The sequence below is a fragment of the Kitasatospora sp. NA04385 genome, assembly GCF_013364235.1.
Lineage (GTDB): Bacteria > Actinomycetota > Actinomycetes > Streptomycetales > Streptomycetaceae > Kitasatospora.
Window position 1 is genome coordinate 5199380 of record NZ_CP054919.1, and the last position, 25894, is coordinate 5225273.

At 73.9% G+C, this 25894-nt stretch carries 16 protein-coding genes; 5 read left to right on the forward strand and 11 right to left on the reverse strand.

Annotation, left to right across the window (positions count from 1 at the left end; genetic code table 11):
- Positions 1-603 carry a TetR/AcrR family transcriptional regulator gene (locus HUT16_RS23300; RefSeq protein WP_176192829.1) on the reverse strand — a complete coding sequence of 201 codons (603 nt, stop codon included), beginning with the start codon at positions 601-603 and terminating at the stop codon, positions 1-3.
- Between the two features lie 400 nt (positions 604-1003).
- Here HUT16_RS23300 and HUT16_RS23305 point away from each other — a divergent pair, with 400 nt between their 5' ends.
- From HUT16_RS23305 to HUT16_RS23320, 4 genes are all read left to right on the forward strand, one after another.
- Positions 1004-1984, forward strand: coding sequence for a tetratricopeptide repeat protein (locus HUT16_RS23305; RefSeq protein ID WP_176190033.1), 981 nt, complete (start codon positions 1004-1006; stop codon positions 1982-1984).
- Positions 1985-2573: 589 nt separating this feature from the next.
- Positions 2574-3224 carry a DUF6230 family protein gene (locus HUT16_RS23310; RefSeq protein ID WP_176190034.1) on the forward strand — a complete coding sequence of 217 codons (651 nt, stop codon included), beginning with the start codon at positions 2574-2576 and terminating at the stop codon, positions 3222-3224.
- Between the two features lie 153 nt (positions 3225-3377).
- Positions 3378-4016, forward strand: coding sequence for a DUF6114 domain-containing protein (locus HUT16_RS23315; protein WP_176190035.1), 639 nt, complete (start codon positions 3378-3380; stop codon positions 4014-4016).
- Entirely contained in the window at positions 4013-5251 is a 1239-nt protein-coding gene (locus HUT16_RS23320; protein WP_176190036.1) for a hypothetical protein, read from the forward strand. The genes HUT16_RS23315 and HUT16_RS23320 overlap by 4 nt, the downstream gene beginning before the upstream one ends.
- Positions 5252-5343: 92 nt before the next feature.
- Here HUT16_RS23320 and pyk read toward each other — a convergent pair whose 3' ends face one another.
- The 7 genes from pyk to HUT16_RS23355 form a co-directional block, all read right to left on the reverse strand.
- Positions 5344-6774, reverse strand: coding sequence for a pyruvate kinase (gene pyk, locus HUT16_RS23325; protein ID WP_176190037.1), 1431 nt, complete (start codon positions 6772-6774; stop codon positions 5344-5346).
- Positions 6775-6886: 112 nt separating this feature from the next.
- Positions 6887-8092 (reverse strand): acetate kinase, encoded by a 1206-nt coding sequence (locus tag HUT16_RS23330; protein ID WP_176190038.1) that lies wholly within the window; start codon positions 8090-8092, stop codon positions 6887-6889.
- The gene (gene pta / locus HUT16_RS23335) at positions 8089-10242 is read right to left on the reverse strand and encodes a phosphate acetyltransferase (RefSeq protein WP_176190039.1); all 2154 of its coding nucleotides are present in this window, start codon (positions 10240-10242) and stop codon (positions 8089-8091) included. The genes HUT16_RS23330 and pta overlap by 4 nt, the downstream gene beginning before the upstream one ends.
- A 179-nt stretch (positions 10243-10421) precedes the next feature.
- Entirely contained in the window at positions 10422-12581 is a 2160-nt protein-coding gene (gene glgB, locus HUT16_RS23340; protein WP_254897953.1) for a 1,4-alpha-glucan branching protein GlgB, read from the reverse strand.
- 451 nt (positions 12582-13032) lie between these two features.
- A complete protein-coding gene (locus HUT16_RS23345; RefSeq protein ID WP_254897954.1) occupies positions 13033-14523 on the reverse strand; it encodes a maltokinase in 1491 nt (496 codons plus the stop codon).
- 269 nt (positions 14524-14792) lie between these two features.
- Positions 14793-16511, reverse strand: coding sequence for a maltose alpha-D-glucosyltransferase (gene treS / locus HUT16_RS23350; RefSeq protein ID WP_176190040.1), 1719 nt, complete (start codon positions 16509-16511; stop codon positions 14793-14795).
- Positions 16508-18463 (reverse strand): alpha-1,4-glucan--maltose-1-phosphate maltosyltransferase, encoded by a 1956-nt coding sequence (locus tag HUT16_RS23355; RefSeq protein ID WP_176192832.1) that lies wholly within the window; start codon positions 18461-18463, stop codon positions 16508-16510. The genes treS and HUT16_RS23355 overlap by 4 nt, the downstream gene beginning before the upstream one ends.
- 1028 nt (positions 18464-19491) lie before the next feature.
- Here HUT16_RS23355 and glgP point away from each other — a divergent pair.
- Positions 19492-22176, forward strand: coding sequence for an alpha-glucan family phosphorylase (gene glgP / locus HUT16_RS23360; protein WP_176190041.1), 2685 nt, complete (start codon positions 19492-19494; stop codon positions 22174-22176).
- A gap of 56 nt (positions 22177-22232) precedes the next feature.
- Here glgP and HUT16_RS23365 read toward each other — a convergent pair whose 3' ends face one another.
- From HUT16_RS23365 to HUT16_RS23375, 3 genes are read right to left on the reverse strand one after another with little or no spacing between them, the layout of a single operon-like run.
- Positions 22233-23996, reverse strand: a complete 1764-nt coding sequence (locus tag HUT16_RS23365) for an ABC transporter ATP-binding protein (RefSeq protein WP_176190042.1) — start codon at positions 23994-23996, stop codon at positions 22233-22235.
- Positions 23993-24133 (reverse strand): hypothetical protein, encoded by a 141-nt coding sequence (locus tag HUT16_RS23370; protein WP_176190043.1) that lies wholly within the window; start codon positions 24131-24133, stop codon positions 23993-23995. The genes HUT16_RS23365 and HUT16_RS23370 overlap by 4 nt, the downstream gene beginning before the upstream one ends.
- A complete protein-coding gene (locus HUT16_RS23375) occupies positions 24130-25851 on the reverse strand; it encodes an ABC transporter ATP-binding protein (protein WP_176190044.1) in 1722 nt (573 codons plus the stop codon). The genes HUT16_RS23370 and HUT16_RS23375 overlap by 4 nt, the downstream gene beginning before the upstream one ends.
- Between the last annotated feature and the right edge of the window lie 43 nt (positions 25852-25894).

Here is a 25894-nt window from a genome sequence, read left to right on the forward strand (position 1 = left end):
TCAGCGCAGCAGCCCCGGGAGGGGGCCCAGCAGCAGGGTGGTGAAGCGGCGGATCCAGTCCGCGGTGACGGGTTCGCCGCTCACCAGCAGCCGGTGCTCGACGGTGCCGGCGATGGTGTCGAAGATGATGCCGATCTCCTCGGCCGCGGCGGCCGGGTCCCGGTCGGGGTCCATCTCGCCGCGGGCCTGGGCGTTGGCCCGGCCGAGCTCGACCAGCAGCTTCTGCGGCTGGACGATGCGCTCCCGGATCCGCCGGCGCAGCTGCGGGTCGCGGGAGCCCTCGGCGAACAGGGCGAGCAGCGCGGCCTGGGTCTCGGGCCGGCTGAGCAGTTCGGCGAAGCGGGCGACCACGGCCTCGATGTCGGCCTGCAGGCTGCCGAGGTCGGCGCACTCCAGCTGGTCGAAGAGGCTGGCGATGGCGTCGACCACCAGTTCGCTCTTGGACGGCCAGCGCCGGTAGAGGGTGGTCTTGGCGACGCCGGCCCGCTGGGCGACGTCGCCCATGGTGAGCCCGCCCCAGCCGAGTTCGGCGAGCGCCTCGCGGGTGGCGTCCAGGATGGCCTGGTCGGCGGCGGCGCTGCGGGGCCGTCCCTTGCCGCGCACGAGCGGGGCCGCACCGGCCGGCGGGTCCGGGTGCTCGGCGGGCTGCCGGGTGGTGGGGGCCACCTCGCCTCCAGACTGTTTACTCAGAAGTAACTTTGCGGTCCCACGGTAGCGACCGGGCGCCCGGACCGGCACCCGCCCGGTGGCGGAAAGTGGGGCAGCTCACGCTCCGGGAGGGGGCGGGGGGCTTGCGGGGGGAGCCCGGGGGACAGATACGCTACGACCAGTAGCGAAAGAGCGACGACCAACGGCGCCCCGCCCCATGGGATCGGGCGGGCGCGCGACGCCGGTGGGGACCGGCGTCGAACGGTACGGGCCCCGCCGGGGAGGCGGGCGGCTCGCTCCGGCTTTTCCGGGCGGATGGCGCCCGGCACCGGCTCCGGCGGGGGAGGATAGAGCCATGCAGTCACGGAATTCGCGTCTCAACAGCTCCGCCCTGCGCGGTGCGGTGGACCTCGCCGCGGTGAAGGCGGCCGGGGAGGCCGCCCAGAAGGCCGAGCAGACCAGGGCCGAACGGGCCCGTCAGGCGGCGGCGGGCGAGGGCCCGGCGCCCGCCGACCACCCCCTGGTGCTGGACGTCACCGAGGAGACCTTCGAGGTCGAGGTGGTCCAGCGCTCCGCCGAGGTCCCGGTGGTGGTGGACTTCTGGGCCGAGTGGTGCGGCCCCTGCAAGCAGCTCAGCCCGGTGCTGGAGCGCCTCGCCGAGGAGTACGCGGGCCGGATCGTGCTCGCCAAGATCGACGTGGACGCCAACCAGCTGATCGCCCAGCAGTTCGGCATCCAGGGCATCCCGGCCGTCATGGCCGTGGTGGCGGGCCAGCTGGTGCCGCTGTTCCAGGGCGCCGAGAGCGAGCCCAACGTCCGCAAGATCCTGGACCAGCTGATCGCGGTGGCCGAGCAGCGCTTCGGCATCGTCGGCGGCGCGGCGGGCGGCGGCGAGGGCGCGGCGGCCGAGCCGCGGGTGCCGGCCGACCCGGCGCTGGAGGCGGCGCACGACGCGCTGGACCGGGGCGACCTGGCCGGTGCGGTGCAGGCGTACCAGAACGTGCTGAGCGACCGGCCCGGGCACGTCGAGGCCAAGCTCGGCCTGGCCCAGGCCCAGCTGCTGCAGCGGGTGGAGCGGCTCGACCCGCAGCAGGTGCGCGCCGACGCGGCGGCCGACCCGAAGGACGTGCCGGCCCAGCTCCGCGCCGCCGACCTGGACCTGGTCGGCGGCCACGTGGAGGACGCCTTCGGCCGGCTGGTGGACACCGTCGCCCGGACGTTCGGGGACGACCGGGACGCGGCCCGGCTGCGGCTGCTGGAGCTGTTCGAGGTGATCGGTCCGGAGGACCCGCGCACCGTGGCGGCCCGGCAGGCGCTGGCCCGGGTGCTGTTCTGAGGCACCGCCGGACCGCCGTCCCGGGCGCCGTCCCGCGGCACCCGGTGACACCGAGGGTGACCTGCGGTGTCGTCGGCGATTTGACGACTTTCGAGTGCCTTCGGGGCGCGTTTACCAAATCTTGACATCACCCCTCCGCCATCACCGAATGTGATGGCGGAGGGGTGTTTCGTTGGTGTTTCCGCGAGTGAAAAACGGTCGAACCTGCGATTTTGGTCACTCTCCGTTGCGGAACCTCTGATTCCATGATCAGCCCCGGTTGCTGTTGGATTACCCGTCAGTAACGGACCTCTTGTGCTCAGCCCTGGATTGGACAACGATCGGCGACGCCCGGTCCCTCGGCGACGAGGGGTCCCCGCCGGGTTGAGGGCAGGGGGGTAACCGCGGATCCCACGCAGCGGTTCCTGGCCTCGCAACGGCCGCGCACCCGTGCGGCCGCACGGTTGTCGCTCGGGGGGACCGCCGTCGCCGTCCCCTCGGCGCAGGCGCTCTCCGCTACCGAGGACGTAGCTCTCTCCCATCCCGGGCCGGACCACGTGCGGGACGCACCGGAACGACCGGAGATGTACGTCCTAGAAGGAGGACCCGCATGTCCCAGTCCTACGGCAAGACCCGCTGGAAGCGCTTCGCCCTGGTGATGGTGCCCAGCGTCGCGGCCACCGCCGCGATCGGCGTCTCGCTGGCCAACTCCGCGCTGGCGGCCTCGTTCTCGGTCTCCGGCCAGCAGTTCAAGGTCACCGTCGCCGACCTCCGCGGCGAGGGCTTCTCGCAGTTCGGCGGGGTCGACGCCGAGGCCAACCGCACTCCGCACCCGGTGGCCATCTCGGCCTTCGACCACGCGAAGCTGCAGAACCTGTGCCAGTCGGTCGTCACCGACCTCGGCCCGCTCGGCAAGTGGACCCTGGTCCTCAAGGCCGGCGAGAGCACCAACCCGGACAAGCAGGTCGACGCCCAGCAGCTGCTGATCGACCTCAACCAGCTGAACGCCGACGCCGAGTTCAAGAACATCAACATCGGCCAGGACGCCAGCACCCTCAAGGGCAGTGCGGTCAAGAAGCTCCAGGACGACGGCGGCACGCTGCCGAGCGGCGCCCAGGGCTTCGCGCAGGCCGCCGAGGCCGCGCACCTCAGCAACGTCCAGCAGACCGCCTGGGCGACCTCGGCGGGCACCTTCACGCTGCCCGGCCTCAAGCTGAGCATCAACCACCAGGACGACAAGAACACCTACGAGTGCTACTAGTCCGCCCCTGAGGGCCCGCCGAGCGGGCCCGACGGCAGGACCAGCACACCCCGGTGGGAGGGGGCGGCCGAGCCGTCCCCTCCGCACCGCACCCCGGGCCCGGCCCGGAGCCGCCCGTCTTCCCCCTCGGACCCACCATCGAGGAGTCGCACCATGTCCAGCGCAACCGTCGAGGCCTGGCCCGAGGGCCCGACCGGTCTGGTCGGCCGCACCCGCCGGGGGTTCCGCGCGTGGCGGCGCACCCGGCCGTTCTGGGGCGGGCTGCTCGCGATGATCGCCGGCGTTCCGATCCTCTACTTCCCGTACGCCAAGCTCAGCCTGGGCGGGCTGACGATCGCGATGGCCACCACCGCCGGCGCCGGCTCGCTGATCATCGGTCTGATGCTGATCGTGCTGGGGCTCACCGCCTGGTTCCAGCCGGTGGTGCGGATCTTCTGCGGGGTGGCGACCACCATCCTGGCGCTGATCTCCATCCCGGTCTCCAACCTGGGCGGCTTCGGCATGGGCTTCCTGCCCGGCCTGATCGCCGGCGGCCTGCTGGTGTCCTGGGCGCCGCTGCCGGCCCGGCCGGAGGCGGCCGAGGGCACCGCCGAGAGCGTCGCGGCGCAGACCGTGGAGAGCACGGAGACCGCGGAGGCCGCGGAGGGCGGGGCGCCCACCGCCCAGCTGCCCGCGCAGGCCGCCGCCGAACAGCCGCTGGAGTACGGCGCGGCCCCGCAGGCCGCCGCCCAGCAGCCCACCGTCCCGCAGCCCGCCCACCCGCAGTCCGCCGTCGAGGGGGAGCAGCGGTGACCGGCGACGACCGTCCGGCCGTCCCCGGCCCGCGGCACGCGGTGCCCCGGGAGGGCGTGCGGGCCCGGCTGCGCGGCCGGGCGCTGGCGATCGCCGCCGTGCCGACCGCGCTGCTGGTCGGCGCCGCCTACGCGCCCACGCTGGCGGTCGCCGCCGACCCGCAGACCGGCAGCTGCGCCCCGGACACGGTGCTGGAGGAGACGCCCGTCCCGAAGAGCCAGATCAAGGTGCTGCCGGACTCCTCGGTGTCGCAGGCCGCGGCCGTCGGACAGGCACCCGCGGGCAGCGCCGCCGCCGTCCCCGCGACGCTCACCGGCACCGGCGGCACCGCGCGGTCCGCCGTGTACACCGTGCCGAAGGCGGGCGCGGCCGCCACCGGCGGGGTGCAGCAGGCCGGGGTGATCGACGACTGGTGGAACGACCTGTTCCACCCGAGCCCCTCGCCGACCCCGACCCCCGCCCCGTCCGCGAAGCCGGCCCCGTCGGCCGACGCCGCGCCGTCCCCCGCGGCGACGCCCGCCCCGCCCGCGGCCGGCCGGGCCGCCGAGCAGCCCGCCGCCACGCCCTCGGCCGGGGCCCCGAGCGCCACCGTCCCGAGTACCACCGCCCCGAGCGCCACCGCCCCGAAGAGCGGCACGCCGAAGGCCGGTACCACCCCGTCCCCCTCGGCCTCCGCCTCGGCTTCGGCGGACCCGAACTGCCTGGTGAGCACCAAGGGCCTGCGGGCGAAGGCGGCCCCGTCGGGCCACGTGGTGCCGGACCAGAACTGGGTGCTGCACTCGACCCGGCTGTCGCTGCACGGCTCGGTGTTCAACGGCGTCTACGACGTCACCACGGAGAGCGGCACCAAGCGGGTGCTGAAGTTCACCACCGACAGCGTCGACATCGAGAACCTCGACATGTCGACCATCCAGATCCCCGGCCTGACCTTCCACGTGAAGAGCCGTCAGGGGTCCACCTCGACCATGCGCAACGGCCCGGTCACCATGTACGTGGAGAGCCTGTCGGGCAACCTGGCGGCGGTCTACGGCCTGCCGATCCCGATCGACCTGGGGCAGATCACCCTCACCCCGGACACCCTGCCCAAGTGGCTGTGGGACCTGCTGGGCGCGGTGCCGATCCCGCTGGACCTGACGCTGACCAACGCCAAGGCGGTGCAGGCGGGCCAGTTCGGCGGCGACCTGACCATCCCCGGCATGCGGCTGTTCAACGACAAGGAGCCGTACGACGGCTGACCCGCCGTCGGCTCCACCGCAGAGCCCGCAGGGGCGGGACCCGGTCCTCGGGTCCCGCCCCTGCGGGCTTCTCACTGCGGGTCGCGCGGCGCTCAGTCCTCCGAGCGGGCGCCCAGGTGGTGCACCTGCACCATGTTGGTGGTGCCCGGGATGCCGACCGGCACGCCGGCCGTGACGATCACGGTGTCGCCCTCGGCGAGGCGGCCCATCTTGAGCAGCTCGCGGTCGACCTGCTCGACCATCTCGTCGGTGGTGGCGACCTGCTCCGAGACGTACGCCTCGACGCCCCAGCTCAGCGAGAGCTGGTTGCGGGTGGCGACGTCCGGGGTGAAGGCGATCACCGGGATCGGCGAGCGGTAGCGGGACAGCCGGCGGGCGGTGTCACCGGACTTGGTGAACGCGACCAGCGCCTTGCCGTCGAGGAAGTCGCCCAGCTCGCACGCGGCGCGGGCGACCGAGCCGCCCTGGGTGCGCGGCTTGCGGCCCGGGTTGAGCGGCTGGAGGCCCTGCGAGAGCAGCTCCTCCTCGGCCTTCTCGGCGATCTTGCTCATGGTCTTGACGGTCTCGACCGGGTACTTGCCGACGCTCGACTCGGCGGACAGCATGACCGCGTCCGCGCCGTCCAGGATGGCGTTGGCGACGTCGGAGACCTCGGCGCGGGTGGGGCGCGAGGCGTGGATCATCGACTCCATCATCTGGGTGGCGACGATGACCGGCTTGGCGTTGCGGCGGGCCAGGGTGACCAGCTGCTTCTGGACCAGCGGCACCTTCTCCAGCGGGTACTCGACGGCGAGGTCGCCGCGGGCCACCATGATCGCGTCGAAGGCGAGGACGATCTCCTCCATGGCCTCGACGGCCTGGGGCTTCTCGATCTTGGCGATGACCGGCACACGAATGCCGACCTCGTCCATGACCTTGTGCACGTCGTCGATGTCCGCGGCGTTGCGGACGAAGGACAGCGCGACCATGTCGACGCCCAGCTGGAGGGCGAAGCGCAGGTCGTCCTTGTCCTTCTCGGACAGCGCGGGGACGTTCACCGCCGCGCCGGGCAGGTTGATGCCCTTGTTGTTGGAGAGCACACCGCCCTCGACCACCACGGTCTTCACCCGCGGGCCGTCGACGCTGACGACCTCCAGGGCGATGACGCCGTCGTTGATCAGGATCGGGTCGCCGGGCTGCACGTCGCCGGGCAGGCCCTTGTAGGTGGTGCCGCAGATGTGCTGGTCACCGGGGACGTCCTCGGTGGTGATGGTGAACGTGTCGCCGTTGTCAACGGTCACCGGACCGTTGGCGAAGGTCGCCAGACGGATCTTGGGGCCCTGCAGGTCGGCCAGCACACCGATGGTGCGGCCGGTGTCCTCCGAGACCTGGCGGACGCGGCGGTACCGGTCCTCGTGCTCGGAGTGGGAGCCGTGGCTCATGTTGAGGCGGGCGACGTTCATGCCCGCTTCGACGATGGCCTTCAGCTGTTCGTAGGAGTCCGTCGCGGGACCCAGGGTGCAGACAATTTTCGCTCGGCGCATATCCGTCAGTCTATCCGTTCGTGTTATCGGTGCATTCAGCTCGAATCGTCAGATATCGCCAACGAACATTCCGAGGGGTGGGATACTGACGGGTAGTCATCCCGCGCCGGACCTACACCGCGCGGACCAGCGCGAACGCCTGCTGGGCGATCTCCAGCTCCTCGTCGGTCGGCACCACGGCGACGGTGACCCGCGAGTAGGACGGAGAGACCGTCCGGGCGTCCCGCGAGCGCACCGCGTTCAGCTCCGGGTCGACCGAAATGCCCAGCTCCTCCAGGTTGGCACAGACCGCGGCCCGCACCTCGGCGGAGTTCTCCCCGACACCCGCGGTGAACGCCACCGCGTCCACCCGGCCCAGCACCGCGTAGTACCCGCCCAGGTAGCGGCGGATCCGGTGCACGTACGAGTCGAACGCCAGCTTGGCGTCCTCCTCCCCGTCCTGGGCCCGGCGCACCACCTCGCGCATGTCGTTGTCCCCGCACAGGCCCAGCAGGCCGCTGCGCCGGTTCAGCAGGTCGTCGATCTCGTCGACGCTCATCCCGCCCACCCGGTGCAGGTGGAACACCAGGCCCGGGTCCACGTCGCCCGACCGGGTGCCCATCACCAGGCCCTCCAGCGGGGTCAGGCCCATCGAGGTCTCCACGCACACCCCGCCCGCCACCGCCGAGGCCGAGGCGCCGTTGCCCAGGTGCAGCACGATCACGTTCAGCTCCGCCGGGTCCCGGCCGAGCAGCCGGGCGGTGGCCCGCGAGACGTACTGGTGCGAGGTGCCGTGGAAGCCGTAGCGGCGCACCCGGTGCTCGTCGGCGGTCTTCCGGTCGATCGCGTAGCGGGCCGCGTGCTCGGGCAGCGTGGCGTGGAACGCGGTGTCGAACACCGCGACCTGCGGCAGGTCCGGGCGCAGCGACCGGGCCACCTCGATGCCGGTGATGTTCGCCGGGTTGTGCAGCGGCGCGACCGGGATCAGCCGGCGGATCTCGGCCAGCACCGCGTCGGTGACCAGCGTCGGCCGGGTGAAGCGCAGCCCGCCGTGCACCACCCGGTGACCGATCGCCGCCAGCTCCGGCGAGTCCAGGCCCATCAGGTCCGCGGCCAGTTCCTCGGCGACCGCCGTCAGCGCCGCGTCGTGCCCGCCGAAGCGGCGCAGCCGCTCGCGCGGCTCCCCGGTCAGCGGCAGGTGCAGCAGCCGGCCCCGCTCCTCGCCGATCCGCTCCACCAGGCCGGACGCCAGCTTCGAGCCGTCCAGCATGTCGATCAGCTGGTACTTCACCGAGGACGACCCGGCGTTCAGCACCAGGACACGGGTACCGGTGGTCACTGTGCGCCTCCTGCGGCGGGGGTCTCGACGGCGGGCCGGGCTTCGGCGGTCTGGGACTGGATCGCGGTGATCGCCACGGTGCTCACGATGTCCTCCACCAGGGCGCCCCGGGACAGGTCGTTCACCGGCTTGTTCAGGCCCTGCAGCACCGGCCCGACCGCGATCGCCCCGGCCGAGCGCTGCACCGCCTTGTACGTGTTGTTGCCGGTGTTCAGGTCCGGGAAGACCAGCACGGTGGCCCGCCCGGCCACCGCCGAGCCGGGCAGCTTGGTCGCCGCGACGCGCGCGTCCACCGCCGCGTCGTACTGGATCGGGCCCTCCACCAGCAGGTCCGGCCGCAGCTCCCGGACCAGCTCGGTCGCCGTGCGGACCTTGTCCACGTCCGCGCCGGAGCCCGAGGCGCCGGTCGAGTACGACAGCATCGCCACCCGCGGCTCCACCCCGAACTGGGCCGCCGTCTCCGCCGACTGGATCGCGATGTCGGCCAGCTGCCGGGCGTCCGGGTCCGGGTTGACCGCGCAGTCGCCGTACACCAGCACCCGGTCGGCCAGGCACATGAAGAACACCGAGGAGACGATCGCCGCCCCCGGCGAGGTCTTGATCACCTCGAAGGCCGGGCGGATGGTCGCCGCGGTCGAGTGCACCGCGCCCGAGACCATGCCGTCCGCGATGCCCTCCTGCACCATCAGGGTGCCGAAGTACGAGACGTCGGTGACCACGTCCAGCGCCCGCTCCACCGTCATGCCCTTGTGCGCCCGGGCCTTCGCGTACAGCTCGGCGAAGCGCTGGCGCAGCGGGCTGGCCGCCGGGTCGACGATCCGGGCCTGCGCGCCCGCGTCGCCGGGCTGCGGGAGCTCGATGCCCAGCGCGGCGATCCTGCGGTGCACCGCGTCCGGGTCGCCGAGCAGGGTCAGGTCGCAGATGTTGCGGCGCAGCAGCACCTCGGCGGCGCGCAGCACCCGGTCCTCGGTGCCCTCCGGCAGCACGATGTGCCTGCGGTCCGCGCGGGCCCGCTCCAGCAGCGCGTGCTCGAACATCATCGGGGTCACCCGCTCGGACCGGCTCAGCTCGATCCGGCTGGTCAACTCGACGGTGTCCACGTGCAGTTCGAACAGGCCCAGGGCGATCTCGGCCTTCCGCGGGCTGTTCGGGCCGATCCGGCCCTCCAGGTGGGTGAGCGCCGCCGCGGTCAGCCAGGAGCCCTCGGCCACCTCCGCCACCGGCGTCCCCGGGGCCAGCCGGGAGGCCAGCGCCATCACGTTCGGGCCCGGGTGCTGACCGAGCGTCAGCAGCACCCCGGCGATCGGCGGGGAGCCCGCCGCGTGCGCCGCCAGGGACCCGATCACCAGGTCCGCCCGGTCGCCCGGGGTCACCACCAGCGCCCCCTCGGTCAGCGCGTTCAGGAAGGTCGGCAGCATCGCCCCGCCGAACACGAAGTTCCGCACGTCCCGGGACAGGCCCGCCGCGTCACCCAGCAGCACCGTCGCGCCGGTCGCCTCCACCAGCTGCGCCACCGTCGGCGCGGCCAGCGCCGGCTCCTCCGGGATCACGTACACCGGCACCGGCAGCTTCTCGGTCAGCGTCCGCTGCACCTGCTGCTTGGCCCCCGGGCGGACCCGGTTGGCCACCATCGCCAGGATCGAGCACCCCAGGTCCCGGTAGGCCCGGTGCGCGTTGCGCACCTCCGCGACCACCGCCTGCGGGTCCTCGTGCCGGCCGCCGACCACCGGCAGCACGCCCGCCCCGAACTCGTTCGCCAGCCGGGCGTTGAAGGCCAGTTCGTCCGGGATGTTGGTCTCCGAGAAGTCGGTGCCCAGCACCAGCACCGCCTGGCAGCGCCGCTCCAGCTGGTGGAACCGGTCCACCAGCGCCGAGACCAGCTCGTCCTGCCCGTGCGCGGCCTGCAGCGCCGCCGCCTCGTCGTAGGTCAGCCCGTACAGCTCCGACACCGGCAGGTCCACCCGGTACCTGCTGCGCAGCAGCTCCACCACGTGGTCGCTGCCGCCCTCGCCGCCGTCCGGCCCGTGCACCAGCGGGCGGAACACGCCCACCCGGTCCACCTGACGGGTGAGCAGTTCCATGACCCCGAGCTCCACGGCCTGTCGGCCGTCCCCCCGGTCGATCCCGGTCACGTACACGCTGCTCGCCACGGTGGAGCTCTCCGTCCGGTCGTCCCGGGCTGCGGTCGTCCCGGGCTGCGGTCATACCGACCATACCGTCGGACAACACGGGGAACTCGCTCGCGGCGCCGCGGCTACCGCCGCACGGGTCGGCGGGGGGAGGGGGGGAGGGGCGCCACCGCCGGGCGCCGCCCGGCGGTGGCGGGGGCTCAGCGGGCCGGGCGGAGCCAGACGGTGGCCAGCGGGGGCAGCACCAGCTCGGCCGAGCGGGGCTGGGCGTTCCACTCCCCGGCCTCGGACTTCACCGGGCTGGAGTTGGCCACGCCGCTGCCGCCGTAGCACTCGGCGTCGGTGTTGAGCGCCTCCTCCCACAGCTGCTCGGCGCCCTCCAGCCGGGGCAGGCCGACCCGGAAGGCGTGCCGCACCACGGGCGAGAAGTTGCTGACCGCGACCAGCGGGCTGCCGTCGGCCGCGAACCGGACGAAGGACAGCACGTTGTCCTCGGCCGCGCCGCCGTCCAGCCAGCTGAAACCGGCCGGGACGGTGTCCTGCTCGTACAGCGCCGGGGTGTCCCGGTACACCCGGTTCAGGTCGCCGACCAGGCGCTGCACGCCGCGGTGGTCGGCGTGCCCCGGCCAGCCCTCGTCCAGCACCCACCACTGCGGGCCGTGCTCGTGGTCCCACTCCGCGCCCTGGGCGAACTCCTGCCCCATGAACAGGAGTTGCTTGCCCGGGTGGGCCCACATGAAGCCCAGGTAGGCGCGGTGGTTGGCGCGCTGCTGCCACCAGTCGCCGGGCATCTTGGAGACCAGCGCCTGCTTGCCGTGCACCACCTCGTCGTGCGAGATCGGCAGGACGTAGTTCTCCGAGTAGGCGTACACCATCGAGAAGGTCATCTCGTTGTGGTGGTACTTGCGGTGCACCGGCTCCTTGGCGATGTACACCAGCGAGTCGTGCATCCAGCCCATGTTCCACTTCAGGCCGAAGCCCAGGCCGCCGCTGTCGGTCGGCCGGGTGACGCCGTCCCAGGCGGTGGACTCCTCGGCCACCGTCAGCACGCCCGGGCAGCGCCGGTAGACGGTGGCGTTCATCTCCTGCAGGAAGGAGGCCGCGTCCAGGTTCTCCCGGCCGCCGTACTGGTTGGGCGTCCAGGCGCCGCCCTCGCGGGAGTAGTCGAGGTAGAGCATCGAGGCGACCGCGTCCACCCGCAGGCCGTCGACGTGGAACTCCTCGCACCAGTACACCGCGTTGGCGACCAGGAAGTTGCGCACCTCGGTGCGGCCGTAGTCGAACTCCAGCGTCCCCCAGTCCGGGTGCTCGGCGCGCAGCGGGTCGGCCGGCTCGTACAGCGGCTCGCCGTCGAACCGGGCCAGCGCGAAGTCGTCCTTCGGGAAGTGCGCGGGCACCCAGTCGACCAGCACGCCGATGCCGTGCCGGTGCAGGGTGTCGACCAGGTGGCGGAAGTCGTCGGGGGTGCCGAGCCGGGCGGTCGGGGCGTAGAAGCCGGAGACCTGGTAGCCCCAGGAGCCGCCGAACGGGTGCTCCATCACGGGCATGAACTCGACGTGCGTGAAGCCGAGTTCGTTCAGGTACCCGGGCAGCACCTCGGCGATCTCCCGGTAGGTGGTCAGCTCCGGCCGCCAGGACGCCAGGTGGAGCTCGTAGATCGACAGCGGGGCGCGGTGGTGCACGGCGCGGGCGCGCCGCTCCATCCACTCGGCGTCCTGCCACGCGTGGCGGGAGACGGTCACCACCGAGGCGGTGTCCGGCGGGCACTGGGCGGCCCGGGCCAGCGGGTCCGCCTTCTCCAGCCGGTGCCCCTGCCGGGTGAGGATCTGGTACTTGTAGCGGTCGCCCTCGCCGACGTCCGGCAGGAACACCTCCCACACGCCGGAGGAGCCCAGCGAGCGCATCGGGTGCGCGGTGCCGTCCCAGTGGTTGAACGAGCCGATCACCCGCACACCCACCGCGTTCGGCGCCCACACCGCGAACGCGGTGCCGCTCACCCCGTCCACCGTGCGCACGTGCGAGCCCAGCGCCTGCCAGAGCTGCTCGTGCCGGCCCTCCCGGATCAGGTGCAGGTCCAGCTCGCCCAGCGTCGGCGCGAACCGGTAGCCGTCCTCCTGGGCCAGCGGCTCGCCGCCCGGGTACGTCACCCGCAGGGTGTAGCGCGGGAAGCGCTGCCCGGTCAGCAGGCCGGTGAACAGCCCGCCCTGCTGGTGCGTCAGTTCGGCCGGGCCCAGCTCGGTCTCCACCACCACCCGCTCCGCGAACGGCCGCAGCACCCGGATCGCGGTGCCCTCGGGCAGCGCGTGCGCGCCCAGCAGCGCGTGCGGGTCGTGGTGCGCGCCGGAGACCAGCCGGTCCACCTCGGCGGGCGGCAGCGGGGCCTCCGGCAGCCGCAGCGCGCCCCGCCGGCCTGCGGCCGCGCCGGGGCGGCGTCCGCCGCGCCGGCCGCGGCCGCCCGGGCGGCCAGCTTCGCCGCGGCGGCCTTTGCTGGGGCGGCCTTCGCGGGAGCCTTCGCCGGGGCCTTGGCGGGAGCCTTCGCGGGGGCCTTGGCAGCGGGCCGCCCGGCGGAGGCCTTGCTGCGCGGACCGCTGCGGAACGTGGCCGGGACGGCCGGTTGGCGGTCGGCGGACGGGTCGAGCGGACCGAGCGGGGTCACGGCGGAATCCTCCAGGATCGGGTGCCTTGCGCGGGGACGCGGGAGTCGTGGGTCGACGGCGGTGCGGGTGGGGCCGGGGGTGCTGGGTGGGGGGTCCCGGGTGGTGCGGGCGAGACGGTCCGCCCGGCCGCCCCGCGGGGCGGCCGGGCGGCGGATCAGACGGAGTCGGCCAGGCGGTTGATCGCCGCCAGCGGGATCGGTAGCCAGCTCGGCCGGTGCCTGGCCTCGTACACCACCTCGTACACCGCCTTGTCGATCTCCAGGGCGCGCATCAGCTCCGGCGTGCCCGCCGGGTCGAGGCCGCCGCCCGCGGTGTAGCCGGCGCAGTACGCGGCCCGGTTGCGGGCGGCCCAGGCGGAGGCCAGCAGGGCGAGCTCCGGGTCCTGGCCGGGGGCGCCGGCCAGCAGGTGGGCGGCCGCGTAGTCGAAGGAGCGGAGCATCGCGGCGACGTCCCGCAGCGCGGGCTGCGGGAGGCGGCGCTCGGCCAGCGGCTTGGCCGGCTCGCCCTCGAAGTCCAGCAGCACCCAGCCCTGCGGGGTGCGCATCGCCTGGCCCAGGTGCAGGTCGCCGTGGATCCGCTGAACCGGCAGCCCGTCCAGGTGGGCCTCGGTGAGCTGCTGGAACGCGGCGCGCAGCGCCGGGCGGTAGCGCATCAGGCCGGGCACGGCGGTGACCGCCGAGTCCAGCCGGTCGGCCATCGCCCCGGCCAGCTCGTCGATCCGGGCCCGGTCCAGCCGGGCGGTGGGCATCGAGCGGGCCAGCACCCGGTGCACCTCGGCGGTGGCCCGGCCGAGCCGGTGCGCCTCGATCGCGAAGTTGCCGGGCGAGGGGTCGCCCTTGAGCCGGGCGACCTGGTCGAGGGCCAGCTCCCAGCCGTCCTCGGCGTCCGCCAGGTAGCGCTGGAGCAGGCCCAGGGTGGCCGGCTCGGAGCGCTCCAGCCGGCACTCGAACCAGGCGGCGACCCGGGGGATGCGGGTCGAGCCGGCCCGGGACAGCGCCAGCGAGAGTTCCAGGTCGGGGTTGGTGCCCGGACTGATCCGGCGGAACAGCTTGAGGATGAACTCGGTGTCGTAGATCACCGAGGAGTTGGACTGCTCGGCGGTGGACGCCCGCCCCGGCAGGTTGCCCGGCAGGCCGGGGCCCGGGGTGCGCCGGAACGACAGCGAGCCGAACCGGTCGCCGGTCGCCAGGTGCTCCAGCAGCCGCCCGGTCAGCTCCGGGTCGTGCACCGCGTCGTACAGCGTCGCCCCGTCGTAGGTGCCGCCCGTCAGCCGGCCCAGCACCGCCATCGGGCCGACCGAGGCCGGCTGCTCCGAGCGGATGCCCAGCAGCAGCTGGTAGACGTCCCCCGGGCCGGGGGAGGAGCCGCCGTACTCGACCCGCAGCAGCAGGTGCAGCAGGGCGGGGTCGCCGACCTGCAGCGGAGTGCCGACCACCGGGGTGAGCGCGGCGATCGGCCGGCCCTTGCCGGCGTACCAGCGCTGGGTGGGCAGCCACTCGGCGATCAGCGGCAGCGCCGCCTGGACCAGCTCGCTGACTCCGGCGGCGGTTCTCCGGACCCCCGGCGTGCGCGTTCCCACCGGCCCGGTGGCGGCGTCGGAGGGCTCACGGTGCACGTGGGCTTGAGAACGGGAGGGTTCGGACATGACTCCCTTTCCCCGGAAGCGGGCGGCTGCCCGACGAATCGTGGCCGGGCCCAGCAGTCTTCCGGATTTCGGCGGCGCGGCGGCGACGGCACGCGAGCAGCGGCTCGGTGTCACGCCTTCGTGTGGGTGGCCGTTGGGCTGTTCTCCGTACGCGGTGGTGCGAAGACCTCCGGGGGCGCGCGAGACTTCCCGCGCGCCCGCGGAGGGTGACGTCCCGTTCGGGGCCTGAGGGATCGTTACTTCCTGGACGTGCTGAGGTGCTCCGGCCGCTACCGCGACCCGGACGGCTTCGTCCGGTCCTGGCGCAGCTGGAACCAGTAGAACCCGTGGCCGGCCAGCGTCAGCAGGTACGGCCACTCTCCGATGGCGGGGAAGCGCACGCCGCCGATCAGCTCGACCGGGTACCGCCCCCCGTACTGCCGCAGGTCCAGTTCGGTCGGCTGCGCGAACCGCGAGAAGTTGTTCACGCACATGACCAGGTCGCCCTCGTGCTCGCGCACGAAGGCCAGCACCGCGGGGTTGCTGGAGGGCAGCTCGGTGTAGCTGCCGAGGCCGAACGCGGGATTGAGCTTTCGGATCTCGATCATGCGACGCGTCCAGTGCAGCAGCGAACTCGAACTGCTCTGCTGCGCCTCGACGTTGGTCACCTGAAAGCCGTACACCGGATCCATGATGGGCGGCAGACTGAGCCTGCCCGGGTCCGCCGACGAGAAACCCGCATTGCGGTCCGGCGTCCACTGCATCGGGGTGCGGACGCCGTCCCGGTCGCCCAGCCAGATGTTGTCGCCCATGCCGATCTCGTCGCCGTAGTACAGCACCGGCGAACCGGGCAGCGAGAGCAGCAGCGCGGTGAACAGCTCGACCTGGTTGCGGTCGTTCTCCAACAGCGGGGAGAGCCGGCGGCGGATGCCCACGTTGGCCCGCATCCGCGGGTCCTTCGCGTACTCCGCGTACATGTAGTCGCGCTCCTCGTCGGTGACCATCTCCAGGGTCAGCTCGTCGTGGTTGCGCAGGAAGATGCCCCACTGGCAGCCCGAGGGGATCTCCGGGGTCTTCGCCAGGATCTCGGAGACCGGGTAGCGGGACTCCCGGCGGACCGCCATGAAGATCCGCGGCATCACCGGGAAGTGGAACGCCATGTGGCACTCGTCGCCGCCGGAGCCGAAGTCGCCGAAGTAGTCGACCACGTCCTCCGGCCACTGGTTGGCCTCGGCCAGCAGCACGGTGTCCGGGTAGTTGGCGTCGATCTCCTTGCGGACCCGCCGCAGGAAGTCGTGGGTCTCCGGCAGGTTCTCGCAGTTGGTGCCCTCGCGGGCGTACAGGTACGGCACCGCGTCGAGGCGGAAGCCGTCGATGCCGAGGTCCAGCCAGAACTTCAGCGCGGCCATCACCTCCTCCTGCACCTGCGGGTTGTCGTAGTTCAGGTCCGGCTGGTGGCTGAAGAAGCGGTGCCAGTAGTACTGCTTGCGGACCGGGTCGAACGTCCAGTTCGAGGACTCGGTGTCGACGAAGATGATCCGCGCGTCCGGGTACTGCTTGTCGTCGTCGGCCCACATGTAGAAGTCGCCGTACGGCCCGTCCGGGTCGTTGCGGGAGGCCTGGAACCACGCGTGCTGGTCGCTGGTGTGGTTGACCACGAAGTCGATGATCACCCGCATGCCGCGCGCGTGCGCCGCGTCGACGAACTCCACGAAGTCGGCCAGGTTGCCGAACTCGGGGAGCACCGACTGGTAGTCCGAGACGTCGTAACCGCCGTCCCGCAGCGGGGAGTTCATGAACGGGGGGAGCCAGAGGCAGTCCACACCCAGCCACTGGAGGTAGTCGAGCCGCGAGGTGAGCCCCTTGAGGTCACCGACGCCGTCGCCGTTGCTGTCCTGGAACGAGCGCACCAGCACTTCGTAGAAGACCGCGCGTTTGAACCACTCGGGGTCGCGGTCCCGGGCGGGGGTGTCGGCGAAGGTGTCGGGGACGGGCTCGTTGACTGTCACTGCGGGTTCCTCCGAACCGTGAGGAGGTGGGCCGGCCCGGAAGAGGGATCGAGCCGGACGTAGTTGTGACGGCCCCAGGCGTAGGTGGCGCCGGTGAGCTCGTCGTGCACCGTCAGCGGCCCCGGCACGTCGAGCGTCACCGTGGCCTCCTGGACGTGGTGCGGGTCCAGGTTGACCACGCAGATCACGTGGTCCTCCAGGCCGTCCTCGGTGACGGCGGTCTTGGAGAACGCGATGACCCGCTCGTTGTCGACGGGGTGGAAGCGCAGGTCCCGCAGCTGCTGGAGCGCGGGGTGCCGGCGGCGCAGCCGGTTCAGGGCGGTCAGCAGCGGCGCGAGCGAGTCCTGCCGGGACCAGTCGCGCGGGCGCAGCTCGTACTTCTCCGAGTGCAGGTACTCCTCCGAGCCGGGCGCCGCCGCCTCGTTCTCGAACAGCTCGAAGCCCGCGTACACCCCGAAGCTGGGGGAGAGCGCCGCCGCCAGCACCGCGCGCACCGCGAACGCGGCCCGGCCGCCGTGCTGCAGGTACTCGGGCAGGATGTCCGGGGTGTTGGCGAAGAAGTTCGGCCGCATGTAGGCGGCCGCCTCGCCGGTCAGCTCGGTCAGGTACTCGGTCAGCTCGGCCTTGGTGTTGCGCCAGGTGAAGTACGTGTAGGACTGGTGGAAGCCCACCTTGCCCAGGGTGTGCATCATCGCCGGGCGGGTGAACGCCTCCGCCAGGAACAGCACGTCCGGGTCGGTGCGCGCGACGTCCGCGAGCACCTTCTCCCAGAAGTTCACCGGCTTGGTGTGCGGGTTGTCGACCCGGAAGATCCGCACCCCGCGGGCCATCCAGAACCGCAGGATGCGCACCGTCTCGCGGACGATCCCGTCGAAGTCCTGGTCGAAGTTGACCGGGTAGATGTCCTGGTACTTCTTCGGCGGGTTCTCGGCGTACGCGATGGTGCCGTCCGCGCGGTGGCTGAACCACTCCGGGTGCTTGTGCACCCACGGGTGGTCCGGCGAGCACTGCAGCGCGAAGTCCAGCGCCACCTCCAGGCCCAGCGCGCCCGCCTCCGCCACGAAGTGGTCGAAGTCCTCCAGGGTGCCCAGGTCCGGGTGGACGGCGTCGTGGCCGCCCTCCGGGGAGCCGATCGCCCACGGCGAGCCGACGTCGCGCGGGCCGGCCGTCAGCGAGTTGTCCGGACCCTTGCGGTGGGCCCGGCCGATCGGGTGGACCGGCGGCAGGTACACCACGTCGAAGCCCATCGCGGCCACCGCGGGCAGCCGCTCGGCGGCCGTCCGGAACGTCCCCGACACCGGCGGCTCGACGCCGGACGGGTCGACCACCGCGCCCTCCGAGCGCGGGAAGAACTCGTACCAGGAGCCGAACAGCGCCCGCTTGCGGTCCACCTGGAGCGGCTGCGAGCGGGTCGCCGAGACCAGCTCGCGCAGCGGGTGGCGGGCCAGCAGCGCCGTCACCTCCGGGTCCAGCGCGGCCGCGTAGCGGCTCAGCGGCGGCAGGCCGGTGTCGCGCAGCGCGTCCACCGCCGCCAGCACCTGGGCCCGGCCGTCCTTCTTCGGCACCCCGGCGGCCGCGCGCTCCAGCAGCTGCGCGCCCTCCTCCAGCACCAGCGCGGTGTCGATCCCGGCCGGGAGCTTCACCGCGGCGTGCTTCTTCCAGGTCGCCACCGGGTCGGACCAGGCCTCCACCAGGTACGACCAGCGGCCCGGGGCGGTCGGCGTGACGTACGCGCCCCAGCGGTCGCTGCCCTCGGACAGCTCGCGCATCGGCGTCCACGGGCCGCTGCGGCCGCGCGGGTCGCGCAGCACCACGTTGGCGCCGACCGCGTCGTGGCCCTCGCGGAACACCGTCGCGGAGACCAGGAAGCGCTCCCCCTCCACGGCCTTGGCCGGACGCCGACCGGCGTCGACGAGCGGGTTCACGTCAAGCACGGGGATGCGGCCGATCACGGTGTCGCTCTCTGTCGTCTTGCGGGCGGGACGGGCGGCGGCGCGCTTGGCGGCCGGCCGCCCGGACGTCCCGGTGGGGTCGGTGGGCGCCGCGGCGGTCTTCCGGGCGGGCGCGGCGGCCACGGCACCGGCCGCGGCGCCGGCGGCCGCGTCCACCGCGGCGGTGGACCTGACGGTGGTGGTCCGTTTCGCCGCGGCCTTGCGGGGTGCCCGCGGCCGCGCTTCGCGGCCGGTTCGGCGGCCTTCCGGCGGGCCGCCCCGGCGCGCGGGGCCGGGACCGGGGGCTCCCCGGCCGCCGGGGCGTCCGCCGGTGCTACTGGATTCGACGGGGTGTCGGGTGCGTCGTCCGTCGGCACCGTGGACTGGTCCCGCGTGTCGCCGTGCATGCCAATGCTCCTGCCCGAGATCGGCGGCAGCTCCCGCGGCAGCGGCGCCGCGGGAGTACCGGGAGGACTACAGGGGTGAGGAAGGACGTGCGACCGGAGCCTGCCCGCGCCGACGGCCCAGGCAGTCCCGCCCGCCGGTCGGCGGCCACGCGGCGGCGCGCCGAGCACGACGCACGTGTCCCGGCGCGCGTCGTTCGGTGCACGCCCCCCGCGTGACCCAACCCACCGGAAAACGACCGGGCAGGGAACAAGGACACGCGGGGACGCGGCGACTGGGGCCGAATGGGCTAAGGAATGTGAGGGTCCGTCGAACAAGGCATGCAGCGGCCGAGGCAGCAGGGGGCGACCACCCGATCGCGCACCAGCGGCACTCACGACCTTGTTGCATCCTCGCACCACCGGCAAGGGCTACGTGCGGGTAGGCGCGCGGTTTCAGCCGGTATGCAACGGTGAAACAGACACCCGAAACACCTCCGTCCCCAGAAGTTCACACCCGACGGCGCGTCTTTTCCTAGCGTGCGCCCCCTGCGCGCCGGGATTTGCCACCACGCGCCCGGAACGATCTCAACACTGCTCCGAACGGGTGTGGCGCCTGCCGGTTGACGCTCCTTCAGGCGTGCGTCCGGGGCTACGCTCCATGGCGTGAAGGCAATCCGCAGGTTCACCGTCCGCACCGTCCTGCCCGAACAGCTGCAGCCACTGCACGAGCTCGCGCTGAACCTCCGCTGGTCCTGGCACCCCGAGACGAGGGAGCTGCTGCGCTCCGTCGACCCGGAGGTCTGGGCCGCCGTCGGAGAGGACCCGGTCCGACTGCTCGGCGAGGTCCCCGCGACCAGACTCGCCGCGCTCGCCGGCGACCGGCGCTTCCTGCGCCGCCTCGGCGACCTGTCCGACGAACTGCGCGACTACCTCACCGGCCCGCGCTGGTACCAGGGCGCGAGCGACCCCGCCGAGCCCGACGGCGCCCTGCCCGCGGCCATCGCCTACTTCTCCCCCGAGTACGGCATCGCCGCCGCCCTCCCGCAGTACTCCGGCGGGCTCGGCATCCTGGCCGGCGACCACCTCAAGGCCGCCTCCGACCTCGGTGTCCCGATCATCGGCGTCGGCCTGTTCTACCGGCACGGCTACTTCCGGCAGTCCCTCGACCGGGACGGCTGGCAGCAGGAGCGCTACCCCCTGCTCGACCCCGACGCGCTCGCCGTCACCCTGCTCCGCGAGGAGGACGGCACCCCCTGCCGGATCGACCTCGCCCTCCCCGGCGGCCGCACCCTGGCCGCCCAGGTCTGGCGCGCCCAGGTCGGCCGCGTCCCGCTGCTGCTGCTCGACTCCGACGTCGAGGCCAATAGCCCCGCCGAACGCGACGTCACCGACCGGCTCTACGGCGGCGGCAGCGAGCACCGGCTGCTGCAGGAAATACTGCTGGGCATCGGCGGCGTCCGCGCCGTCCGCACCTACTGCCGGCTCACCGCCCACCCCGAGCCCGAGGTCTTCCACACCAACGAGGGCCACGCCGGCTTCCTCGGCCTGGAGCGGATCGGCGAACTCACCACCGCCCACCCCGGACTCGGCTTCGCCGACGCGCTGGAGGCCGTCCGGGCCGGCACCGTGTTCACCACCCACACGCCCGTTCCGGCCGGAATCGACCGCTTCGACCGCGAGCTGGTCGCCCGGCACTTCGGCGGCGACGCGGCGCTGCCCGGCGTCCCCGTCGACCAGGTGCTCGCGCTCGGCGCGGAGAGCTGGAGCGGCGGCGACCCCAAGCTGTTCAACATGGCCGCCATGGGCCTGCGCCTCGCCCAGCGCGCCAACGGCGTCTCCACCCTGCACGGCGCCGTCAGCCGGGAGATGTTCCGCGGCCTGTGGCCCGGGTTCGACGCGCCCGAAGTCCCGATCACCTCGATCACCAACGGCGTGCACGCCCCCACCTGGATCGACCCGGCCGTCGTCCGGCTCGGCGCCACCGAGATCGGCCAGGAGCGCGCCGAGGCCGCGATGGCCGTGGGCACCGCCGGCCAGTGGACCGGCCTGGAGCGGATCGGCAACGCCGAGGTCTGGGAGCTGCGCCGCACGCTGCGCGCCCAGCTGGTCGACGAGGCCCGCGGCCGGCTGCGCGCCTCCTGGCGCCAACGCGGCGCCGGGCAGGCCGAGTTGGGCTGGACGGACAGCGTCCTCGACCCGGACGTGCTGACCATCGGCTTCGCCCGCCGCGTCCCCTCGTACAAGCGCCTCACCCTGATGCTGCGCGACCCGGCCCGGCTGCGGGCGCTGCTGCTCGACCCCGAGCGGCCGGTGCAGATCGTCATCGCCGGCAAGGCGCACCCCGCGGACGACGGCGGCAAGCGGCTGATCCAGCAGCTGGTCGCGTTCGCCGACGACCCCGCGGTGCGGCACCGGATCGTCTTCCTGCCGGACTACGACATGGCGATGGCCAAGACGCTGTACCCCGGCTGCGACGTCTGGCTGAACAACCCGCTGCGCCCGCTGGAGGCCTGCGGCACCTCCGGGATGAAGGCCGCGCTGAACGGCTGCCTCAACCTGTCCATCCTCGACGGGTGGTGGGACGAGTGGTACGACGGCCAGAACGGCTGGGCCATCCCCACCGCCGACGGCGGCACCGGGGAGGGCGTGGTCGACCCGGAGAGCAAGGAGGCCGAGCGGCGCGACGACATCGAGGCCGCCGCGCTCTACGACCTGATCGAGCACCAGGTCGCCGCCCGGTTCTACGACCGGGGCGCGGACGGCCTCCCGCACCGGTGGATCTCCATGGTCCGGCACACCCTGGTCACGCTCGGCCCGAAGGTGCTGGCCGGCCGGATGGTCCGCGAGTACGTCGAGCGGCTGTACGCCCCGGCGGCCGCGGCCAAGCGGCGGCTGGAGGGCGCGGCGGGCGACTACGCCGCGGCGAAGGAGCTGGCGGGCTGGAAGGCCGGCGTCCGGGAGGCGTGGCCCGCGGTGCGGGTCGAGCACGTCGAGGCGGACGGGGCGGGCGAGGCCCAGGAGCTGGGGGCGACGCTCGCCCTGCGGGTCCAGGTCAACCTGGGGCGGCTGCGGCCCGAGGACGTCGAGGTGCAGGTGGTCTCCGGGCGGGTCGACGAGAGCGACCGGATCTCCGAGGCGACCACGCTCGCGCTCAAGCCCGCGGGCGGCGGCACCGACCTCGACGGGCGGATCCGCTACGAGGGCCACCTCGAACTCTCCCGCACCGGCCCGTTCGGGTACACCGTCCGCGTCCTGCCCACGCACCCGAGGCTGGCCTCGGTCGCCGAGCTGGGGCTGCTGGCGGCGCCGGCCGAGACCGGCGGGATGGACGCGGGCGTGCTCAGGTAGCCGGTCGGCGGGAGGCGTCGGGGGCCCGGAGCGAGGGGCCCCGCCGCCTCCCGCCGTCAGGTCGTGCGCCAGGTGTGCCAGAGGTCGGCGTACGGGCCCCGGGCGGCCAGCAGCTCTTCGTGGGAGCCCAGGGCGGTCAGCCGGCCCCGGTCGAGCACGGCCACCCGGTCGGCGTCGTGGGCGGTGTGCAGCCGGTGCGCGATGGCGATGACGGTGCGGCCGGTGAGCGCGGCGGCCAGCGCGCGTTCGGTGTGGCGAGCGGTCGCCGGGTCGAGCAGGGCGGTGGCCTCGTCGAGCACCAGGGTGTGCGGGTCGGCCAGGATGACCCGGGCGAGGGCCAGCTGCTGGGCCCGGGCGCCGTCCAGCCGGGTCGCGGTGGGGCCGAGCTCGGTGTCCAGGCCCGCGGGCAGGTCGTGCTGCCAGCCGACCGCGTCCAGCGCGGCGGTGAGCGCCGCGTCGTCGGCCCCGGGGGCGGCGATCAGCAGGTTGTCGCGGAGGGTGCCGAGGAAGACGTGGTGCTCCTGGGTGACCAGGACGACCTGGCGGCGCAGCCGCTCCGGGGCGAGGTCGGCGAGCGGGACGCCGCCGACGGTGACGCTGCCGGTCCGCGGGCGGTCGACGCCGGCCAGCAGGCGGCCCAGGGTGGTCTTGCCGGAGCCGGAGGGGCCGACCACGGCCAGCCGCTCGCCCGGCGTCAGGTCGAGGTCGAGGCCGTGCAGGACGTCCGGCCCCTCCGGGTAGGCGTAGCGGACGCCGCTGACCCGGATCCGGTCGTCGGCGGGGCCGTCCTCCCCGGTGCGGGCCTGGGCGGGGACGGAGGCCCGGACGGGGGCGGAGGCCGGGGCGGGGGCCGGGGCCAGGCCCTCGACGCGGGCGTACGCGGCGGTGCTGCTCTGCAGGCCCTCCAGCAGGATGACGATGGTGTCGAGCGGGTCGATGACGCGCTGCAGGTACAGCGCGGTGGCGACGGCCGTGCCCGCGGTCACCGTGCCGTGGGCGACCAGGACGGCGCCGAGCGGGAGGACCAGCACGGCCGGCAGGGTGTACGAGAGGTTGATCGCGGCGAAGTAGCGCAGCCGCAGGTCCAGGGTGCGCATCCGGGCCCGGTGCGCGGTGGCGACGGCCTCGCGGCCGGCGGCGAGGCGCAGGCCGCCCAGGCCGAGGGCGTCGACCGTGCGGGCGCCGTTCGCGGTGGCGGAGAGCGTCTCGGCGAGCCCCGCGGTGGCGGCGCGGTCGGCGAGGTACGCGGGGCGGGAGCGGCGCAGGTACCAGCGCGAGCCGAGGGCGATGCCGAGGACCGTGAGCAGCCCGCAACTGCCCAGCAGCGGGCTGACGGTGAGGATCGCGCCGAGGATGAACACGACCTGCGCGCCGGCCACCAGCAGCTCCGGGGCGGCGTCCCGGAGCGTCTCGCCGACGGCGGTGGCGTCGGCGGTGCCGCGCGCGGTGAGGTCGCCGGTGCCCGCGCGTTCGGCGGTGGCGGCGGGCAGGGCGAGCACCCGGTCGAGCAGCTGCTCGCGGACCTTGGCGGCGGAGCGCTCGCCGAACCGGTGCGCCAGGTAGCGGGCCTGCCGGCCGAGCAGGATCTGCACGACGGCGCAGCAGAGCAGCAGCAGGCCGAGCCGGTCGACGTCGGAGGTGGTGGCCCCGTGGGCGACCCGGTCGATGATCCGGCCGAGCAGCCAGGGCCCGGCCAGACCGAGCAGGGCGGCCGCGGCGTTGAGCCCCAGCACGGCGGCGAAGGCCCGCCCGTCGGCCCGGACCAGCGCGACGGCGGCCCGCCGGACCTGGCGGGCGTCGGCGATCGGAAGGATGCTCAACTGGGCTCCTCGGCGGGGGAGTCGGTGGGGGAGTCGGTGGGCGTTCGGGCTGCCGAGTGCGGTGCGGCGGTGGCGGGTCGGGGGTGGGGGTGTGCGAGCGGCCTGCCGGGGGCGGTGGTCGGCGTGGTGGTGCTCAACCGGGCTCCTCGGCGGGGGAGTCGGCGTCGCGGGCGACCAGGGTGCGGTAGTCGGGGTGGGTGCGGAGCAGCTCGCGGTGGGTGCCGGTGGCGGCGACCTTGCCGTCGACCAGGTAGTGGACGGTGTCGGCGCGGTCGAGGAGGAGGGGGGAGGTGCTGGTGAGCAGGGTGGTGCGGCCGGCGCGGGCGGTGCGCAGGCCGGCGGCCATCGCGGCCTCGGTGTGGGCGTCGACCGCGGAGGTGGGTTCGACGGCGAGCAGGAACTCCGGGTCGGCGGTCAACGCGCGGGCCAGCCGCAGGCGTTGGCGCTGGCCGCCGGAGAGGTTGCGGCCGCCGGCGGCGATCGGGGCGTCCAGGCCGCCGGGGAGGGCGTCGTGGACGTCCTGCGCGGCGGCGGCCCCGATCGCGGCCAGCAGGGCGGCGTCGTCGGCGCCGGTGCGGCCGCGGACGGTCTCGCGCAGGGTGCCGGCGAACAGGGCGGCCTCGTTCTCGGCCAGGGCGATCCGGTCGCGGACGGCGGCCGTCGGCAGGTCGGCGAGCGGGGTGCCGCCCCACTCGGCGGTGGTGCCGGGGGCGAGCCGGGCGAGCCGTTCGGCGACGGCGGCGCTGTCGGCGGGGCGGGCCCCGGCGAGCACGTTCAGGGTGCCGGGGGTCAGCCGGACGCCGGACTCGGGGTCGGTCAACTCGGCTTCCGCGACGGGTGGTTGCGCGGTGCCGCGGTCGGGTTCGGGGGCGAGCGTGAGGAAGTCCACCACCCGGCGGGCGCAGACCAGGCCGCGGGCGATGTCCTGGCCGCTCTCCAGCAGGAAGTAGACCGGGGCGACCAGCACCGCGGTGTACCCGAAGGCCGCGGCCAGCCGGCCGGGGGTCAGCTGGCCGGCGACGGCGAGGCGGGCGCCGAGCCAGGTGACGGCGGCCAGCAGCAGGACGGGCAGGCCGGTGCCGAGCGCCTGGATCCAGCTGGTGACGGCGCCGACCCGGTAGCCCTCGGCGCGCAGCAGCCGGGAGTCGTCCCGGTAGCGGGCGGCGTACACGTCCTTGCCGCCGAGGCCGTTCAGCACCCGCAGCCCGCCGGCCAGGTCCTCGAAGCGGGCGGTCAGCCGGGACTGGCGGTCGCGGTAGCGGTTCTCGGCGCCGCGCTGGCGGGCGAACAGCGGCCGCACCGCCAGGCCGAGCAGCGGCATGCCGAGCAGGACGACCAGGGCCAGCAGCGGGGAGAGGCCGAACAGCAGCGCGGCGATCGTCAGGTAGCAGACCACCGCGCCGACGCCCGGGCCGACGAAGGTCAGCGCCAGGGACATCCGGACCACGTCGGAGATGCCGATGGTGACCACCTCGCCCGCGGTCACCTGCCGGGGCAGCGCCGCGCCCAGGCGGGTGCTGTGCCGCAGCACCACGGCGACGGTGCGGAAGGTGGCGTCGTTGCGGACCAGCGTCATGGTGCGGTGCCGGTACCAGGCGAGCACCAGGGTGAGCAGGCCGAAGCCGAGCATCGCGGCGGCCCAGCCCAGCACCGGGGCGCTCCGGCCGGCCCGCAGCCCGTCGTCCACGGCGCGGGAGAGCAGGTAGGGCTGGACGGTCAGCCCGAGCATCCAGGCGGTGCCGAAGAAGGTGCCGGCCAGCGAGCGGCGGAGCTGGCTGGTGGCCAGCCAGCACAGGAAGCGAAAAGGGCTGCGGACGTCTGGTTCGCCGGGGTCGCCGGCCGTCGGACCGTTCACGCAGCGAGGCTAGTGGCCGGGCCGGGGGCGCGGCGACGGGGTT